Origin of the sequence: Paenibacillus oenotherae (assembly GCF_019443105.1) — a bacterium.
Classification (GTDB): Bacteria; Bacillota; Bacilli; order Paenibacillales; family Paenibacillaceae; genus Paenibacillus_Z; species Paenibacillus_Z oenotherae.
In genome coordinates this window covers 52,097-69,892 of sequence record NZ_JAHZIJ010000008.1, presented here as the reverse complement: position 1 = coordinate 69,892, position 17,796 = coordinate 52,097, and the positions used below count along the sequence as shown (strand labels likewise).

The 17,796-nt window shown below is 46.0% G+C and carries 16 protein-coding genes; 4 read left to right on the top strand and 12 right to left on the bottom strand.

The annotated features are described in order from the left end of the window. Window positions 1-490 precede the first annotated feature (490 nt). Window positions 491-1,435, bottom strand: coding sequence for an alpha/beta fold hydrolase (locus K0T92_RS13105; protein ID WP_219872932.1), 945 nt, complete (start codon window positions 1,433-1,435; stop codon window positions 491-493). A gap of 100 nt (window positions 1,436-1,535) precedes the next feature. Here K0T92_RS13105 and K0T92_RS13100 point away from each other — a divergent pair, with 100 nt between their 5' ends. Further along, a complete protein-coding gene (locus tag K0T92_RS13100; RefSeq protein ID WP_219873052.1) occupies window positions 1,536-2,447 on the top strand; it encodes a helix-turn-helix transcriptional regulator in 912 nt (303 codons plus the stop codon). Window positions 2,448-2,467: 20 nt separating this feature from the next. Here the strand turns inward: K0T92_RS13100 and K0T92_RS13095 are convergent, their stop codons facing one another. Continuing rightward, complete coding sequence (locus K0T92_RS13095) at window positions 2,468-3,136, bottom strand: DNA alkylation repair protein (RefSeq protein ID WP_219872931.1); 669 nt, start codon at window positions 3,134-3,136, stop codon at window positions 2,468-2,470. A gap of 190 nt (window positions 3,137-3,326) precedes the next feature. Here K0T92_RS13095 and K0T92_RS13090 point away from each other — a divergent pair, with 190 nt between their 5' ends. Together K0T92_RS13090 and K0T92_RS13085 are read left to right on the top strand one after the other, a co-directional pair. After that, window positions 3,327-4,511: a hypothetical protein gene (locus K0T92_RS13090; RefSeq protein WP_219872930.1), complete on the top strand. Its 1,185-nt coding sequence runs from the start codon at window positions 3,327-3,329 to the stop codon at window positions 4,509-4,511. Further along, window positions 4,508-7,513 (top strand): DEAD/DEAH box helicase, encoded by a 3,006-nt coding sequence (locus K0T92_RS13085; protein ID WP_219872929.1) that lies wholly within the window; start codon window positions 4,508-4,510, stop codon window positions 7,511-7,513. The genes K0T92_RS13090 and K0T92_RS13085 overlap by 4 nt, the downstream gene beginning before the upstream one ends. Window positions 7,514-7,825: 312 nt before the next feature. Here K0T92_RS13085 and K0T92_RS13080 read toward each other — a convergent pair whose 3' ends face one another. From K0T92_RS13080 to K0T92_RS13065, 4 genes are all read right to left on the bottom strand, one after another. Next, window positions 7,826-8,146 carry an HNH endonuclease gene (locus K0T92_RS13080; protein WP_219872928.1) on the bottom strand — a complete coding sequence of 107 codons (321 nt, stop codon included), beginning with the start codon at window positions 8,144-8,146 and terminating at the stop codon, window positions 7,826-7,828. A 113-nt stretch (window positions 8,147-8,259) separates the two neighbouring features. Beyond that, on the bottom strand, window positions 8,260-8,916 hold the full coding sequence (locus K0T92_RS13075) for a hypothetical protein (protein WP_219872927.1): 657 nt from the start codon (window positions 8,914-8,916) through the stop codon (window positions 8,260-8,262). A 498-nt stretch (window positions 8,917-9,414) separates the two neighbouring features. Beyond that, a complete protein-coding gene (locus tag K0T92_RS13070) occupies window positions 9,415-9,948 on the bottom strand; it encodes a hypothetical protein (protein ID WP_219872926.1) in 534 nt (177 codons plus the stop codon). Window positions 9,949-10,343: 395 nt separating this feature from the next. Then, window positions 10,344-10,553, bottom strand: a complete 210-nt coding sequence (locus K0T92_RS13065; protein ID WP_219872925.1) for a helix-turn-helix domain-containing protein — start codon at window positions 10,551-10,553, stop codon at window positions 10,344-10,346. A gap of 98 nt (window positions 10,554-10,651) precedes the next feature. Here K0T92_RS13065 and K0T92_RS13060 point away from each other — a divergent pair, with 98 nt between their 5' ends. After that, complete coding sequence (locus K0T92_RS13060; RefSeq protein WP_219872924.1) at window positions 10,652-10,957, top strand: hypothetical protein; 306 nt, start codon at window positions 10,652-10,654, stop codon at window positions 10,955-10,957. Window positions 10,958-11,202: 245 nt separating this feature from the next. On the opposite strand, the gene K0T92_RS13055 is transcribed toward K0T92_RS13060, so the two are convergent. From K0T92_RS13055 to rlmH, 6 genes are all read right to left on the bottom strand, one after another. Further along, entirely contained in the window at window positions 11,203-11,709 is a 507-nt protein-coding gene (locus K0T92_RS13055; RefSeq protein WP_219872923.1) for a hypothetical protein, read from the bottom strand. Between the two features lie 230 nt (window positions 11,710-11,939). Further along, entirely contained in the window at window positions 11,940-12,947 is a 1,008-nt protein-coding gene (locus tag K0T92_RS13050) for a CBASS cGAMP-activated phospholipase (protein WP_219872922.1), read from the bottom strand. Window positions 12,948-13,198: 251 nt separating this feature from the next. Beyond that, complete coding sequence (locus K0T92_RS13045; RefSeq protein ID WP_219872921.1) at window positions 13,199-13,852, bottom strand: SEC-C domain-containing protein; 654 nt, start codon at window positions 13,850-13,852, stop codon at window positions 13,199-13,201. Beyond that, window positions 13,852-15,090, bottom strand: coding sequence for a nucleotidyltransferase domain-containing protein (locus tag K0T92_RS13040; RefSeq protein ID WP_219872920.1), 1,239 nt, complete (start codon window positions 15,088-15,090; stop codon window positions 13,852-13,854). The genes K0T92_RS13045 and K0T92_RS13040 overlap by 1 nt, the downstream gene beginning before the upstream one ends. A 355-nt stretch (window positions 15,091-15,445) precedes the next feature. Next, window positions 15,446-16,873, bottom strand: coding sequence for a DNA sulfur modification protein DndB (locus K0T92_RS13035; RefSeq protein ID WP_219872919.1), 1,428 nt, complete (start codon window positions 16,871-16,873; stop codon window positions 15,446-15,448). A gap of 401 nt (window positions 16,874-17,274) precedes the next feature. Then, window positions 17,275-17,754 (bottom strand): 23S rRNA (pseudouridine(1915)-N(3))-methyltransferase RlmH, encoded by a 480-nt coding sequence (gene rlmH, locus K0T92_RS13030; RefSeq protein WP_219872918.1) that lies wholly within the window; start codon window positions 17,752-17,754, stop codon window positions 17,275-17,277. Window positions 17,755-17,796 lie beyond the last annotated feature (42 nt).

Here is a 17,796-nt window from a genome sequence, read left to right as displayed (position 1 = left end):
CATAGTTGTAAAGACCTTTGCTCCTCTGTAAGAGCTCGGATTGAAAAAAAATTCTCAATTGATGCGGATACGTAATCCGGTCAACGACAGCTTCTTGCAGCGCGACATATGACCACCACTCTGGACAACAGGTACCGCGTCGACTGCGTAGAACTAGTCTTTAACGAAGAGACCGATAAGTATTTAGCGTAGCCCCTTCTGCTAACAAAATGGCGGAAGGGGCTTTTCCTTTGTCAGGAAAAGCCCCTAATCTCAAGCACAAACTGATTGTTACCCTCTAGCCAGCCGGTTACTTAGATATCTCTCTGGCAACACGCTGATCACACCGAACACCGCCTGCACGGCTCACGACCGCCGCGTCTTCAGGAGACACGCCCTGGCCCTACCGGGGTAGCGATGCCCAATCAGTCACCTCGAAGACGGTGACCGCGTCTCATTCCACCCTCCGGTCAAGCCGGAGGGCAGGCTCAACCTTGAAACACTCTTGGGACTAGGTGGCATCCTGCTGTTCCAGCCATCTCACAATCGCTTGGTTTGTTTCTTCCGGCTTTTCTTGCTGGATCCAATGACCGCAATCCAGATTGACCACTTCCACATTGGGCACGAATTTTGTCAGGTTTTCGGATTTTGGGACCACATCCCGGTCGCCATAGATCATGAGCGCGGGTTGTTGGATGACAGGATCCACGTCCGCCAATAAGCGCCAGTTGCGGTCAAGGTTCCTGTACCAATTTATGCTGCCCCTGAACCCCGATGTTTCAAAGGCGGATACGAAAACGGCCAGTTCGCAGTCGTTCATCAAGGGCTCGCCGAGCGGTGTTTCCGCGTTGGCAAGATTGATCATCGCCATGCCTGGCTCAGGTGCTCTGAGAGGCTCGTTCTTACGGTACAGGTTGCGAAGAAACCGAAACGTATTCTTATCCAATACGGCGTCCGCGACACCTGGCTGTCGATTGAAGTGGACAAAATAGTAGTCGCCGCCGAGTATTTCCTCCAGGAACTCGATCCAGGGTTTTGCTCCGCGTTCCTGGTAGGGCAAGCTCAGATTTATCACCTTGTTCACGCGATTTGGATGCAACAAGGTCAGTCCCCAAACGACCATCGCACCCCAATCATGACCGACAAAGGTGGCATCCTCGTATCCATAGTGATCGAGAAGGGCGATGAGATCGCCCGACAAGTGCTCAATGTCATAATCCGTCACCTCGGCCGGGCGGGACGAGTTGCCGTAACCCCGCTGGTTGGGGACGATGACATGATAGCCCGCTGCGGCAAGCGCAGGCACCTGATGGCGCCAGGAAAAAGCATGTTCAGGCCAGCCGTGGCAGAGCACAATGGGTTTTCCTGCGTTTTCTCTGCCTGCTTCAAAGACTTCGAGTTCCACACCGTTGACTGAAATAAGGGTGGGCTTGGGGAAATCGGTTGGATTAAACATGGAATCAAACCCTCCTTTTTGTGATACATGTAGTATAATGGACAAAAGGTGACATCTTATTGTCACCGTTCCGAGATCATGTAGAAAAAAGAGGACAATGATGGACAAAGTGGAGAGACTCATTTCGATTATCATGATACTGCTGAAAAAAGAGCTGGTTTCTACAAAGGAATTCTCACAACTATTCAATGTTTCCAAAAGAACCATCCTTCGCGATATGGAAACATTGAGCTTATCGAACATCCCGATCTACTCTATCAATGGGGTCAAAGGCGGCTACGGCCTAATGGATGGATACAAGGTGGATAAACGCCTTTTAAGCAGCTCCGATTTACAGAATATATTAACTGCGCTCGGCGGATTGGAACAAATTCTCCTTACTGAAGAAGTTGAAAGAACGATAAAAAAAATAGAGGCAATGGTTAGTCCATTGTCTCTCAATCAATCCATTCAACTGTCGTTTTATGATTGGGAAGGTCGGTCCGAGATTCTTGAAACCTTAAAAACATGTCAAGAATCTATTTCAAAGAAAAGACTGGTTTCGTTTGATTATACAGATAAAGACGGGGCTGTAACGAATAGAATGGTCGAGCCCTATGAGCTGCATTTTAGCGAATCGAGTTGGTACTTGAAAGGATTCTGTTTACATCGACAGGGATATCGATCATTCAAGTTATCCCGGATCGATCATATTACGATGGATGAACGCGCGTTTCATCCTAGAGACGATTGGTCAGAGCAAGAACACGAGGCAAGTTATCTACCGCAACTCGTCACGATTAAGGCATGGATATCGCCTAGCATAAAAGATCAAATCATCGAAAGGTATGGTCGAAGAAGTATTGAAGACCATAGTTCTGGATTTTTATTAGCAACCATGCATGTCCCTCAAAATCGTATGGGATTTCAATTTTTAGCAAGCTTCGGCACTCATCTAAAAGTTGTAGAGCCCCAAACCTATGTTGAAGACTTTCGAAATTATTTATATCAAATGATGGAGAACTATTCCTGATTAAGGTCTCGTCGGGGTAACTAATTCTTATTTCGTTTATTAACTTCAATCGCAATGAACTCCGGCAAATAATTGGGGGTACAGCCCTTTGATACCATTTGATCTTTAAAAAGACCCGTTTTCTCACCAAGTTTAATACAACGTGCTCGATACTTTTGATCATAAACGCCTATCCAGCCTGCGGTGAAATTCATAGCCCATTGAACTTCCGGTTCTTCCTGCGTAATATTAGCTTCAATTGCAGATAGTAAGTCTTCGGTGTTATCAGGCGGTGTTTGTCCAGTCCATCTCAATCGCCCTTTATAATACCAGAAGGCTCGCCTTTGAAGAGCAGATGGACTATTTTCCCATAACTCCATCAATGCAATGTTCTTCTTGTCTTTGGTGAGCTGATTAGCCATTAACCAATCCATTAAGTTATTTCGCTCATCGAATGTGTGAATCTGCATATCCTTATCAAGCCTGTTAAGCACATCTTCTGAAAGAAGTTTTTTGTCCATAATTAAGATTGCCAATAGTCTGGGCAAAAACTCTTCGGTTGACCAAAATTCCATAGCTAGTTCGTGATCTATTTTAATGTCCTTCGCGATTTTTCGTAAATCGCCTAGCTTAGTTTTACTATTGATCTGTGGTAGAATGTTTTCTGCTTTTGAAGAACGTTTCATTTCTGTACTTTTATTCTTATTCATTTGACACAACTCCTTTATTAAACAGAACTCAATCTTTGCCGTATTCCGAGATCGAATATTCTACTTTCGGCGGTATTGGGTTGGTTGCGATCGGTCGTTTTCAAGCCGACATTATGTCCCTACCATTCAGATCTTAATCTTTTGGTTAGCAAATCGCAATCATGATCCTTAGAAAGGAATACCTTCCATCATGACGACAATGGATTCCAATTCACCGATCGGGCTGAGGGTTGCCCAGTGGCAGGATATGATCGCCAGCTGCGCCCGGAAAGCGGCGAATACCCCGTACGAAAAAAATTATGGCACCGAATTGCGATCCATGGTGCGCCCCTTCATATCGGAGTTGACACTCGAGGAGACCTGGCTGTTCGAGCTGAACGTCGGGTTGTTCTTGCTCCGCAAGCAATCGACCGAACGCCACTTGGGCTACTTTGCCCAGATGGCGGTATCCGAGACGCTGCATGCAATCGAGAGCCAATTCCATACCGACTTGCCTCCGAAGATCGCGGTCAAGCAGCAGGGGCGTCTACTGGAGACGGCTGCATACATTCGTGAAACGGCGATCGAGAGTGCATGGTATCCGCCCGCCTATCTGGATATCTACGTCGAGCTGTGGCTGATTCTGGTATCATCCGCTGCGGACAGCCCTCGTCTCTTCAAGGAGGAGTTGTCGCGTTTGACCGAAGAGCGGAGCAAGGGGAATGAGCTCTTCCCTCTCGTCGCCCTCGCCTGGATGCGCTTCTGGCTCGGGGAGGATCAGGAGGCTTGGCGGCTGCTGGATGCTGCAGAGCGGCATGGGCTAGAGCCCAGGCAGATATTTCGTTTCCTGCGCCTGCTGGAGGAGAACGGCGAATGGATCCGGCTTGAAGCCTGGTTGATTCATTACGCGAACGAGCAGATCGGGCGAAGATCCGGCAGCCTTGATGAATATGGCCGCTTCTGGAATGCCGTCGTCGAGCGACGGCCGGAGGCCGAGGAACGAATGTGGAGCGCGATTGTGAGCCTGCCTCCCTACTGCAGCAGCCTGTACGTGGAGAACCTGATGCGCTATGGCCGTTGGCACCAGTGGATCGATTACCAGCTTAGCCTCGGCAGCGATCCTCTCGACTTTCGAGCGAAGGATCTGCAGCCCATCGAGAAGGAGGCTCCGGAATCGCTGCTGTCTTTCTACCACCAAGGCGTAGAGAACTACGTGTTGTTAAAAAACCGCGACGGCTACAAGCGGGCGGTCAAGCTGCTCAAACGGCTGGCCAAGCTGTACAAAAAGCTGAAGCGCGAGCAGCGGTGGGAGGCGTACATGGAGATCTTCGCCAGCCGGAATAGCCGGTTGCGAGCCCTTCAGGAAGAACTGCGAAAGGGAGGGCTAATCCCATGACGACCACTACTTATAACCTGGATACTATCGCGGTTCGAATGGTGCTGACGTCGCATGGCGACGCGTTGTTCTTTGCAGACCCGGATTCGCTGCGGGAGTGGACCGGCCTTCAGCTGAAGCATCGCCTGTTCGCCTGGCACGAGCAGTCCTTCTATGGCACCGGACTGGAGCTTGTCAAAATCGGGGAGCTCGAGGCCGTCGTGCTGCCCGCCGAAGAGGTCATTGCTTTCTTCGCCTCGGGGCCGCTCCTGGCGCATATCGAGTGGAAGTGGGAGGACGATGCCGCGCGCTTGGTCGCATTGGCGCCGTTGCTGGGCAAGTGCCTGGAGAAGGGGCTTTACGCGCCCGACCTTGCGGCTTACCGCAGAGGCTCTCTGAACTGGATCTGGGATGCGGCTGCGGCCTGCGCGACCTTTGGACAGGCATGTCGCGACGAGCTGGACCTGGAGCGAGGCAGTTGGAGCGATGAGGCGCGCAACGGGCTAATGGCGGCCTTCTCGGCGGCCGTAACGAGCCGCTTCTATGGTACGGAGCCGGACGAGGCGGATCTGCGCCGAGAGTTCCCGGCTCTATTCGCGCGCGAGAACGCGGCGGCCGCGACAGCGGGACTCGACGACGAGACCTGGCTTGTGCAGATCGGCTGGAAAGCAGATGTCGCGCCGTTCCGCCCCCTGCTGCAGCTAATAGAGCCGTGGGAAGGCGACGAGTATTCCCGCTGGCGGCTGCGGCTCGTGCTGCAGGACAAGAGCGATCCAGCCAAGCTCCACAGAGTGCGGCTCGGCAATGACGGCTCGGCGGCAGGCAAATGGCCTGACGCATGGGCGGAAGCCATTCGCAGCCGCTCGGACGGTTGGCTGCAACGGCTGCGGGCCAGCCTTCCGCACGATCGGCTGTCGCGCGGCGAGGACGTGCTCGGCAAGCCGCTGGACGACGAGGCGGCCTGGCGGTTCCTGAACGAGGACAGCCGCCGGCTGCTCGAAGCCGGCTGGCAGGTCCTGTTGCCCGCCTGGTGGGAAGCCGCAAGCCGCAAGAAGCCGCGGCTGCGCGCGGCGGTACAGTCGGAGGACGGTTCCAAGAAACGGGGCGGCGGCAAGTCCTTATTCGGTCTGGAAGCGATTATGAGCTTTAACTGGCGCATCTCCATTGGCGACGCCGACCTGAACGAGGAGGAGTTCGAAGAGCTGCTCGCGCGAGGGGAGCGACTCGTGAAGTTCAGGGACCGCTGGATCGTGCTCGACCCGGCGTTGATCGCCCAGATCCGCCGCATGATGGAAGGCATGGACAAGAGCCAGGGATTGAGCTTCCAGAATGTGCTGCAATTGCATCTGCTCTCTCAGAGCCAGGCAGACGGCGACGCGGACGGCGGGGCGATGGACGCCAGCGCGGAGACATTCGGGACCGATGCCGCCCGCGTTGAACTCGAGGTCGAGCTCAACGCGCATTTGACCGGGCTGTTCGCCAAGATTAATCAGCAGAGCGAATGGCCACGGCTCGATCCGCCGGCCGGTCTGCGCGCCGAGCTGCGCAGCTACCAGCAGGAGGGGTTCGCCTGGCTGGCTTTTCTCCGCCGATTCGGGCTCGGGGCCTGTCTCGCGGACGACATGGGCCTCGGCAAGACGGTCCAGTTGATTGCCTACCTGTTGTACGCCAAGGAGCAGGCGGACGAGGGCATGCGGCTCCCTTCGCTGATCGTCTGCCCCACGTCGGTGCTCGGCAATTGGCAGAAGGAGATTTCCCGCTTCGCCCCATCCCTGCAGGTGGCCATGCATTACGGCTCCGGGCGAAAGAGCGGCGACGCGTTCCGGAAGGAGGTACGCAGCGTTGACGTCGTGCTGACCTCCTTTGCTACCGCCTCACTCGACCAGGAGACGCTGGCCGCGTTCCAATGGGGCGCCGTCTGTCTGGACGAAGCACAGAATATCAAAAACGCCGGGACCAGGCAGGCCGCGGCGGTCAAGAGCTTTCCCGCGCTCCATCGCATCGCGCTCACCGGGACGCCGATCGAGAATCGGCTGGCGGAGCTATGGTCGATCTACGATTTTACCGTGCCCACTTACCTCGGAACCGCCAAAGCGTTCCAGGACCGCTTCGCAGCCCCGATCGAGCGCGAACAGAACGGGCGTCGCACGGCCGAGCTAAAGCGGCTAGTGAAACCGTTCATGCTGCGACGCAAAAAGAAGGATCCCGCCATCCAGCTCGACCTGCCGGACAAAAACGAGATGAAGACGTATGTTCCGCTTACCTCCGAGCAAGCTGCGTTGTACGACAATTGTGTCAAGGAGCTGCTCGAGAAGCTGAAGAAGCTCGACGGCATCCAGCGCAAAGGCGCGATTCTCGGAGCGCTGACGCGGCTCAAGCAGGCATGCGACCATCCGGCTCTGCTGGATGAGGATACGGGAACGGAGACGGAGGATGGCCCTCTACAGACGGAGGCGATCGTCGCCCGCTCCTCCAAGCTCGAGAGGCTTCTCGCGATGGTCCAGGAGCTGCGCGAGGCGGACGAGCGCTGCCTCATCTTCACGCAATACATTGGCATGGGCAAAATGATTCAGGATGTCCTGCAGCGCGAACTAGGCGAACCCGTGCTGTACCTGAACGGCAGTACGCCAAAGGTGCAGCGGGACCGGATGGTCGAACGTTTCCAGTCCCGCGGCCTTCCGTCGTCCGAGCAGCCAAACGTGTTCATCCTCTCTCTCAAGGCGGGAGGCGTTGGACTTAACTTGACCGCGGCGAACCATGTCTTTCACTTCGATCGCTGGTGGAACCCGGCCGTCGAGAACCAGGCGACCGACCGTGCCTATCGGATGGGCCAGACGCGCGACGTGCAGGTGTATAAATTCATTTCGCTCGGCACCCTCGAGGAACGCATCGACGAGATGCTGGAGAACAAGCAGCAGCTAAGCGACAACGTGATCTCCAGCTCGGAAGGCTGGATAACCGAGCTGTCGACGGATGCGCTGAGGGAGATGTTCTCGTTACGGCGGGACTGGTCGCGCGATTAAGAAGGGATTAGGTTGGCCTACCGGAAGCCATTCATATGATAATGATGCTGGTACACGAAGCGATCGATATTGAGCTCGATATCGATCGTCAGCTCTTCAGGCTAACGATACATGCCGCACATAATCGCCGCGTCCGGAAATAGCTTATTCATTTGGTTGTACAAAGCAAAAAAGTTGTCCCACGAGTTCCTGTTAATATACCTTGCTCAAGCGCAGAGTGGGCATATCCCCTAGCCTATTCAGGAATCGTTTCTTCATCCGAGAATGCAGATGATGTATTGCTGCTTTCTTGCCAGTTCAACATTCTACCGATTAATGCTTATACGGTTCAACGCGCTGTCTGTAACGGCAACTTTCCCTCCTCAGATCATGACAGCTCATACACATCAGAAATAGATTATCCGGGGTATCTTCTCCACCAAACTGACGGGCAATTATGTGGCAACGTTGAAGAGGTGCCCTCCCCCAATTCTTTATTATCTCTTCACGTGTAGCGTTGGGCTTGTTCAAATCATACTTATCATCTAAATCACGTTTGCAAGCCCAGCAATACGGCTCCCCCCAGTCGAATCCTCTCTTATCCAACCAGTCCATCCAATGTTCAAAAATCTTGGCTTTTGTTGGCATCGTCATGGTTTAGCTCTCCTTAGTCATTTTTGAGCCTCCGTATCCAATTTATCCCCTTACGAGACAAGGGTTGAATGAACCAATCATGAATTTGGTATTCTCTGAAGAAACTTGTCGTCTTAGAGATAACCTTCTATTAATTCTCTTATCCCTTTAATCATTTCCCCAACGTCCTTTATATCAAACTCTTCCCATTCTGCATGTAATGCCTTATTTCTGGTTCCTGCATACGCCTTAATTCTCTTTCCTTTTACTTGATTAAAAACTCCAACTACAACCAAACTTTCTATAAGTGGTTCTAAAGAAATGCCTTTGACTGGTAGATTGTTCTTTGTCGCAATCTTTTTTACGGTATCCTCCAATACGGAACTAGCCAATATCGAAGCTTCAACCTTCTTGTTAGCTTTATGATAATTGGACGAATGATCTAAGAAATCATCGAATGTTTCAGCAGCAACTATATATTCAATTTGTCCGAGTGTTCCTTTAGACCATTCAATATATGTGGAAGCAAACAACCCCATCATCTTTGAGTAAACTATCACATGAATTCCATTCTTCATGAATTCATGCTCCATTAAATTGTTAGATTCCCTATAGTGGAAACTGCCTTGTGGGGCCAACATTTGAATGAGATTACAGCATGAAGCTAACCATGCTTGAAAACTATGAATACTTCCCCTCGGTATTAAATTTTCCTTGCCATCAATTTTAACAGCAAGATTCTTGCCTTCTTCTATTAGATCATTAAATCTTTGTTCAATTACTTCTTTCAACAATGTTCCCCCTTACATATTTCATACACTAAACGTTCTTTCAGATAACGACTGTATCATCACAAAGTCAAAAACTGATGCAATTGATAGGGATTAATCCAGTATACCAGTTCGCGAAGGTAAATTAATCTTGCAAATATGTTCGGCCTATTCCGCTTCCTTGCTTCTATCCTTCTGCCGGACCAAGGGCGGGATTCGGTGTTAGATAATGTACCTGCCTTCATTGAGTGAGCTAAATGTAATTGTAGTACTTGTTCTTTGCTATCTCATGGTTTATTAACTCATCTGAATTGTTAATTGGGATACCGTTACTATAAAATTTCTTCTCAAGTGCTGAAATTTTCGTTCCATTAATCTTAGCAATTAGTGCTGGGTTCGTTCCATTTTTAACCATCTCATATAAAGCTGAGTCCATAATTATTTCGACTGAATAACTCCCAATATGATCTGGAATTTCAAATAAGTTAGTAGACTTTAAAAATGCACAAAAAAATTCATTTAGACTCTCAACTCGAAACTCATCATTATATACAAAATCCAAAATTGATTCATCCTCTCCAATACTTCTTTGTTTTGTGGAATCTTTCTCTCGTTGACTTTAGTAACCTCAGACAAATTTGTTCTCTCAAAGTATCCATCAATCGCCTCTAAAATATCGACTAATTCTGATTCTTCCCAATACTCTCTGTTCTTAGGGTTTGTTAGGTTATATCGATTTGTTATTTTATCTTTAAAATCTTGGAATGACGCGATGTTATTAAATATGTCATCTGCATACTTTCGTCCAACCAAATATTTATAAAATGCCTTGATTGATTCTAAATGACTCTCCATCGTACTAATTGTTTTAATCTTCCCCTGTTGATTATAATAACCTATACATTCAACAACATCGTCTTTGCCAATCCCAATTGGTTGATTTCCCTTACCAATAGACGTAATATAACGAACAAATTTAGTTACATGGTTACTATAAGTCTCATTATTGCTTAGGTATTCTTCTTTCCATTGTTCAAGTAAATTGGTTGTCACCGTGAGTTTACCTTCTTTCTATAATTATTACTGTACTTGGAGATATCAGAAAAAAGAGGAGCGTATGTCTTGAAAGAGTGTTACGTAAGTAATATCCGCTACTTTAAATCTGCTTTTTCCGCAACTCTAGGTAACTTTTCAGGAATATTCTCCTTGATTCTTTTAATTCTGGGGGGGTTGTCTTCTTAGTGGTCCTACAACCCTCTACCCCTTTCTTGTCACACAAAATTTTTCGCCCTTACTTATGATAAGGTTCAGCTTAACGGGGCTATCGGCGAAAAATCCGCCGCAGCGCATAGTTACCGACTTCTCACAATCAAGCTTTTACAACGTACTCAAAGAGGCCGCCGAAATAATCGGCGGCTTGGAACTGGTGATGTCTAAAAAACATCTTCTCAATCAGGTATGTATTCAATAAGATCGGATAAATTGCATTTGAACGTATCGCATAATTTAAATAAGGTTTCCATTTTGACTGTTTCTATATTTTCTTCCCTATACAACTTATTAATTGCATTACGACTCAGTCCAGATAACTTCATAAGTTGCGTAATATCATCAATTTTCTGGTCAGCCATTAGTCTTCTCAAATGACACTTTACCATGCTTCCCACTCTCCTACCTCTGATACACAAAAAACGCTTTATATTAACCTTATAGGGTTATATAATATCTCTATAAGGTTAATACTAGGAGTGAATATATGAAATCTCTTGAAAATACTTTCCAAATACTCACTGATGAACGAGCAAATCACGTTAGCTCCCATCTACGTGCGCATCATGACCAGTTTAAATTATTGTCCCATAAATGTAAGGATTATTTCAATACCTTGAAAACCAATTTACCGGATGATTTTCATGATTTATTATTTCAATATGAAGAGCATATGAACTATCTTCACTCGATTTCTCAAGACCTTATCTATAAACAAGGCTTGAAAGACGGGGCTGGACTCATTAAGTATTTGTTTTTTGAGCAGTTCAATGATTCTTCTAAGTTAACTTAACGTATATTAATGAACTCTAGGAATACCTCCGTTATAGACTATATACGAAATAAATACCTATAGCCCTGAAATTCAAAATCTCCTGACTTCTTCAAACATCGATTTTTCGCAATCACTTGTTATATAGTTTTTCAGCATATCATCGCTAAGGTGAAATTTTTACCATCTTGCAGTTTCTGTTGCTAAATCAATTTTTATCTCGTGGGACGAATGCCCCAATATATGAACATTGTGTTAGCTGAAGTTCAATTCGAACCGCTAAAATCCTCTTTTGTAAAGATCTTAATTTCATGGATTGGCTCTTCGTTAATCAAGCCAAGTTTAACAAAGGCGCCATACTTGTAATTGAGTGTTGGTTCTAAAATAGAATTTCTTAATTTCTTTATATCATACTGATCTAGAACATCATTTGTTGAATTTATTTTCTTTACTTCAATAACTAAATGATTCTTCGGTTTACCACGTTTATGTACTATTATGTCTGGATAAATTGTCATACGACCTGAAAAAATATCGTCTGTGTTGTTAACATCTTCTTTTAAGCTTTGGTTTATTCTGTCGATTTTTTTAGGATCATTCCCAACTCGATTGTATTCAACATCAATATCCCACTGATAAAACATATATCCTAAATATAATGCAAATCTATGAGTAATTGATCTCTCGCTTGAATTATAAATGAATAAATCTCTATCGAAGTAAAATAATCGATCAACTGCACTCTTTATTCTGCGTTGAACTAACAAGCTCATATCATCACCTCTTTTTTGATGACGTTTTTATGTTCATAACGTCCAACTTCGTTAACCCCGAAGGGCGATCGCGATGCGTTAGGGAGTTGGATGTGTCCGGCTGATCCCGCTCCCCTGTATCTGATTTCGTTCCAGTCGAATTCAACTTCGGCCCAGACCGAGAGGCAGTGCCCCACAACGTGCATGCAGTGTTATGTGAAGTTCCCAGCAACGTTAGCCGAATAGCATCCTTATCCGGCAACCCCCTCTTTCACATTCGGCATTGGAATAGGAACAAAAGCCTCTGCTGGTTGATCAAAAAAGCCGAGCTTTCGTAATTTCGCAATCTCTTCTCTTGCTACATCTGCAGCTAGAGATTTCAACAGATCAATTCTATTCACTCCGTCAAGGGTGTAAAGCTTCGGCGGAGCTTCTTTGGAAAGCCGGTATACATTATTATGGATAGGATGCCCAGCAAGCAACATGGCTGTTCCCAAAGACGCAGAGTCTTGCGCCCGCATAAATAGTTCCGTAAGTCCTTGGGGGCCCCAATCTTTATAACCTAAGTTAGGCTTCTCCAAATTAGCATGATATGCTTCATGTGTACAGCCTAAACTAAGCACTTGTATTTCTTCTGGTTTCCAACCTAACACCCCAATAGCTTCAACTACAGCAAGGCCAACGGGATTATTAGCAAATACTCCACCGTCGACAAGAGGAACACCACTGGCCGTTCGAAATGTATCAAAGTAAATTGGTGCGGCTGAGGTTGCAAGTCCCGCCTCAACTGCAGGGACTCTCCAATCCTTTTCAAATCGTTCATGATGGCGTGTCTTAAATATATGTACACTACCTGTTTGAATATTAAATGAAGGAATAACCAGTCGGTTATGACTATCACCAATTCTGAGGCCTTCAAATGTTTCGGCCAAAGCACTTTTTAACAAATTAGCTTCATACTTCGTATCAAAAATCATATCTGAGTAACCAAAAGATGCTTTATGGACAAGACCTGAGAAGAGCCCTTTCTTCTTCGGAATAAAGATTCTTGGTCCATGAATCTCATAAAAACTTACTATCTCTCTTCCGGATAAACCAAGACCTAGAGCGAGTGCAATTATCCCCCCAGTCGACGTTCCAACAATTAAATCAAAATAACGAGAAATAGGATTAGGCAGTTGCTCTTCCATGTGCTTTAAAATGGCGGCGGGGAAAACTCCCTTAATACCCCCACCGTCAATGGATAAGATACGTTTCATTCAAAGCTCCTCCTCCCGACAGCCTTAGTAGGCAGATCAACCATGTCCGACACCAGTAAACTATCATATTTGACTCCGCCTCCAAGCGATTTACCAGTAGTACTCCATAATTTTTCAACAGGCAGCCCAGGGCAAATGAATTTGTGTAACAAGTGCAAATAGCACACATTCCCCCGGAACGTAGCCACAAAACTAAATGATCTCCTGCAGACAAAGGCCTTCTCGAATTTGTCATGAAGTCTTCCCTTTACTCATTTCCTTTTTATGAATTCCCAACAGTGGACAAGATCACTTTTAAACCTAGTTGCGTCTTGATAATTATACAAATTCATAAGCATCGGGCCATGACAATTCCTTATTTTCAAGTTGCTACCACATGGACAAGGCCAATGCCCTCGAATTTTTTCGAAAGACAAAGAGTATAAAATTTGCATTGCTTTGTCAATCGAACTAACCTGAAATAAATCCATATAATACTCAAGTAAGCCCTCTCCATTATGACTTAACTCACCAAACGGGAGTTCACGGTTGTTGCGTTCATAATGTGCATACGAGTACAGATAAGGGACTATCAGTTCTTTTATGAACCCTAACAAGGTAGGATTCTTCGAAAAGGTAATTTTCATTGCAAGCGGTGTCCCTAAACATAACGTACCATTTACAAATTTATGAAATCCTTTTGGAATTCTCCCCCCCAATTCTCTGGCAATTGGGAGGGAATGCGGATAAGTTGTCAACAATTCAATTTCAATTAAAAATGATTCTTTAACTTCCAGTCCCATAAATTCAGCCCGAAATTGGAGTGTACCTCGAATGAAGTATCTGTGGTCAACAGGAATCAATACAAGATCAGGAAAACACTCCTGAACTTCTTTATACTGGTCCCACACCATTTGTGCATTCATTATGATTCGCCCCAGGGCTTATTAGGTGATACAATATGCACCATGGGCGTTGAAGACATAGCCGCGCTCGTCGGTAAACCTAATGCTCTCGCTGCACTGATTGAAACTTGTCCGAAGCTTGACTCAAATGATTTAACAATTTTCCCGACATCACTTGTCGAGATAATCTCTATAATATCTTCCTTAACCCACGTAGCCCATTGAAAAAAAGCTTTTGCCTTCTGGTGGTTGTTTTCATGCCATCGGTCAGCGAAATTCTCATTAGGATTAACTGGGTTGGGTATTGACCAAGTCCCGTCAGCATTCCGTTTAATTAAGGTTTTTCCATAAAGATACTTATTAGTGCCATAATCGGGTTTTAAGAAAGCCGACAGTTCATCGAGTTCATTCACGATATTGCGTAACGCTAAAAATACATTTGGCTCACCATTGTAGAGTCTCGCAGCCAAAGTTGTAATAATCATCGAGATTGGTTTATCTGATGCCCAAGGATGATTTGTAAAGCGAACATCCCGGTGACGTTTTAATATTTGGATCGCTCGCTGCAAAGGAGTCTTAATAAGCGCGTCCGGGACTTCGTCAATGCTTGCATATATGTCCTTATTATTTTCAAAAAGGCTGCGCTGTTGCAGTGATTTTGCAGATTCAAAGACAGCTTTATTAATATTATCAAACCAATCTCCATAACCACTAGGATTGCTAGAAGACCACTTATAAGTACAGTCCTTATTCTTATGAGTAATTGCGATTGCCTTCTCGGCTATTCTTGAGTCAATAAGACTCGTTCTTAAAGGGGCATCATCCTCGGGAGTAGCGGGCAGAACATCAAGATGAAATCCTACTCCGTCCTCTTCTGCATAAAGCAAGGTCCAACAACGTCGCCCCTCTTCATCCAGCATCTTTTTATACTTCTCATGTTCTGCAATGCGTGTTCCTACGACTTCCTTTAATTTTTTTGGAGTAATGCTTTTTTTCGAAATCTTAAATTCACTTACTAAATCGATATCATAATCAGCATCTTTTCCATTTCGTATTGGTCTTGTGACGGTCCCGAGTCTGAATGAACCTTGTGGGTAAAAATGGATATCCTCCACACCTTCAAACTCGCCCTCAGCAATCCAGCTACTAACGGCAGTATATCTGTCAACAGCTTGCTTATATTTAGTAGGGGAAATGTCCAGTCGCGATGCGATACCCTCTAATAAAGAAGATACTTTTGATTCCAGTTCAATTGTCATAAAAAGTTCATCCTTCTTTCAATTTTTTTGAAAATAAGAAGGATATCCGTCGCTCATGACGTATACATAATTATAGTAGCGTAGCTATACATATGTAGAGTGTAAAGTTCGCACTCGATATCCTCTTCTTGAGTCAGTTTGAGAATGCCACTTCTCATTTAATTGATGCCTTGAAGAACTGAGAGCAAGCTAAGTGTGCCACCACTTACGCTTGCTTTTCACGTATTATAGTAATGCTCTCCCTCCTTTCAGCAAACTCGTTGCACTCTATGCTATATAGTTCTAGCCTACCTAATTATACTGTAAAATTTAGGATTTTTCATGCTTTTCGGGATCATACGTTCCCGTTCCTTAGCTATGATTTTCTTTTGGGCAACTGCAATTTCCAACGGATCATATCCCCAATGATTGGGAAAATATCGTTATGTTTGATCCCAAACCTCATCCACCCTGTCGATTCCTCAAACTTTCCAATGTCGCGGTTTCCGCTAGATTCATCCGGGAGATACTCTTTAAGACCCTCTAGACCAAAATGTTTTTGTTCTTCTTCACTCAACTGATAGTAACGCCACATTGGATTATCATGACTGAAATCCAATTCTGTAAACTCATCCAACAGCTTGTCTAAAAGTCCTTCCTTAGCCAGCTTACCAAACGCCATATCAAATGTGAGTTTTGCCAGCGCTTTTAACACTACAGGTTGTGCAGCGACCGTTTTTTGTTTAGCCCCCTCTTCTCCGAAGTCCGCAATTTGAGTTACAGCCTCCCAAAATCGTTTAGCTACTTTAAGACGCGGTTGCACAATTGTTGGAGTTGCTCCGTTGATATTAGACTTGTTGAGTATCAAATGAGCATTAATCGCGACAATATCCTTTCTAGTAAAGCTTCCATCGTCGTTATCCCAATCTACTTTATCACCGGAAGTTAGTTTTATGATGGATGATTCCAGAAGTTCTTCTTTTATAAAAGCATTCACAGGATTTGAACTGTCAAACTCAAGAGCAAGGCTTTTTTCAATTTTTTTTGAAAGGTTATTCAAATCATGGAAAAGTTGTCTTTCTTCTAGAATGTCAAGTCCAAGGTGGATTTCCACATTAACAGTACATTCGCTTCTTGTAATCTGATAGCATTCTAACCATACATTCAGTTCATCTTGCGGTATACTCCGGTCCTCCCTACCATGAGGAAAAAGAGAACTTTTAGCCGGGGGATATTTCTGACTCATTCTGATATCCTCCAGGAACTCAATGACTAACTGTATGGCCTTTCTTCTGTGTTGCCCATCCACAACCCACAGAATGTCCTTTTGTGATAACCAAATTCGTGCACCGATTCCTTCATTATCTGAAGCCACCAGCGGCTTACCTTGCAGATTTTTTCCGTTTTTTCCTGCCGTTCTTAAATTTGCTACTATCGGTTGCATTGCAAGATACGGCTGTTTTCCGATCATTTCCTGCAGCTTCATCCGCGTTATCATCATTGGGCCGTTTTCTTCTTGATGCAGCAATATTGTAGTGGAGAGCAGCCCCTTTAAGATATAACGTGCTAGTTCCGACGCGTGCTTCGGATCTAACTTACGCTGTGCTACCGGCTTACCATCCTCTGACCTTTCGTTGGCTACATCCGACATCCTGTAGAACTCATACATCGGCAATTTTGTAAGAAGAGTGCTGTTACCCAAATTATTACTTAGAAAAGCCTTGATTTGAGTTTCGGATGTATCTCCCCGCTGAATTAGTTGATCTAGCGATCGAACATCCTTTTCATTCACTGTCTGAAACATAGTATTCCCTCCATTTTCCTTGGTTTATATTTCCTAAATCTATAATTCTATTATACAGATAAGCCTATCATTGTAAATACCCTGGCATCAATTTTTTTTACCCTGGAATTTATATTTTAATTTCCTGGATAATATTAATATAAAAATCGGTATATCCAGGGATCAAAAAATATTTCCACCTTCCTTCGGTCGAACAAAATAATGGGCAATACGTATATGAAACGTTTGCCCTACGTTTCTGACTCTCAACAGGAAGAAATATTGAGCATATTCTCAAGTTGAACCCAGGGGGACCACCGATACAAAGAAAACGCTCCAGCAAACAATCGCTGGAGCATAATCTCACGTTAACAAGGCAACTTCCCTTACTTCACAAATAGATAGGGCCAAATTTTTCGCCGTCACTTATGGTAAGGTTCCCCCCGCACAATCCTAAACACCCGATACACCTGCTCGACGAGCACCAGTCTCAGCAGCTGATGCGGATACGTAATCCGCCCGAACGACAGCTGCATATTCGCGCGACGCAGCACCTCATCGGAGAGCCCGAGGCTCCCTCCGATCACAAAAGCTATCTGGCTGCGCCCATACGTCCCCAGCTCGTCCACATGCTTGGCCAGCCGTTCCGATGTCCACATCTCGCCTTCAATTGCCATCGCGATCACATAAGTATCCTGCTTAATATGGCCAAGAATGCGCTCGCCTTCCTTCGCCTTCACCTGTCCCTCCTCGCTGGCGCTGAGCTGCTCCGGCGCCTTCTCATCGGCGACCTCCACGAACGACAGCTTCGCGTACGGGACCAGCCTTTTGGCGTATTCCGCAATCCCCTGTGTCAAATACTTCTCCTTCAGCCTGCCTACCGCTATGATCTGAATATGCAAGATATCCTTCTCCCTTCATTCCCTCTTCGTGTCTCCGTCGCC

Excerpts from the sequence above, each read along its gene's own strand:
- K0T92_RS13105 (WP_219872932.1), bottom strand. The coding sequence starts at position 1,435 with ATGTTTAATCCAACCGATTTCCCCAAGCCCACCCTTATTTCAGTCAAC.
- K0T92_RS13100 (WP_219873052.1), top strand. The coding sequence starts at position 1,536 with ATGGACAAAGTGGAGAGACTCATTTCGATTATCATGATACTGCTGAAA.
- K0T92_RS13050 (WP_219872922.1), bottom strand. The coding sequence starts at position 12,947 with ATGAAACGTATCTTATCCATTGACGGTGGGGGTATTAAGGGAGTTTTC.
- K0T92_RS13040 (WP_219872920.1), bottom strand. The coding sequence starts at position 15,090 with ATGACAATTGAACTGGAATCAAAAGTATCTTCTTTATTAGAGGGTATC.
- K0T92_RS13045 (WP_219872921.1), bottom strand. The coding sequence starts at position 13,852 with ATGAATGCACAAATGGTGTGGGACCAGTATAAAGAAGTTCAGGAGTGT.
- K0T92_RS13095 (WP_219872931.1), bottom strand. The coding sequence starts at position 3,136 with ATGAATAAGAATAAAAGTACAGAAATGAAACGTTCTTCAAAAGCAGAA.
- K0T92_RS13065 (WP_219872925.1), bottom strand. The coding sequence starts at position 10,553 with ATGGTAAAGTGTCATTTGAGAAGACTAATGGCTGACCAGAAAATTGAT.
- K0T92_RS13085 (WP_219872929.1), top strand. The coding sequence starts at position 4,508 with ATGACGACCACTACTTATAACCTGGATACTATCGCGGTTCGAATGGTG.
- K0T92_RS13060 (WP_219872924.1), top strand. The coding sequence starts at position 10,652 with ATGAAATCTCTTGAAAATACTTTCCAAATACTCACTGATGAACGAGCA.
- K0T92_RS13090 (WP_219872930.1), top strand. The coding sequence starts at position 3,327 with ATGACGACAATGGATTCCAATTCACCGATCGGGCTGAGGGTTGCCCAG.
- K0T92_RS13055 (WP_219872923.1), bottom strand. The coding sequence starts at position 11,709 with ATGAGCTTGTTAGTTCAACGCAGAATAAAGAGTGCAGTTGATCGATTA.
- K0T92_RS13035 (WP_219872919.1), bottom strand. The coding sequence starts at position 16,873 with ATGTTTCAGACAGTGAATGAAAAGGATGTTCGATCGCTAGATCAACTA.
- K0T92_RS13080 (WP_219872928.1), bottom strand. The coding sequence starts at position 8,146 with ATGACGATGCCAACAAAAGCCAAGATTTTTGAACATTGGATGGACTGG.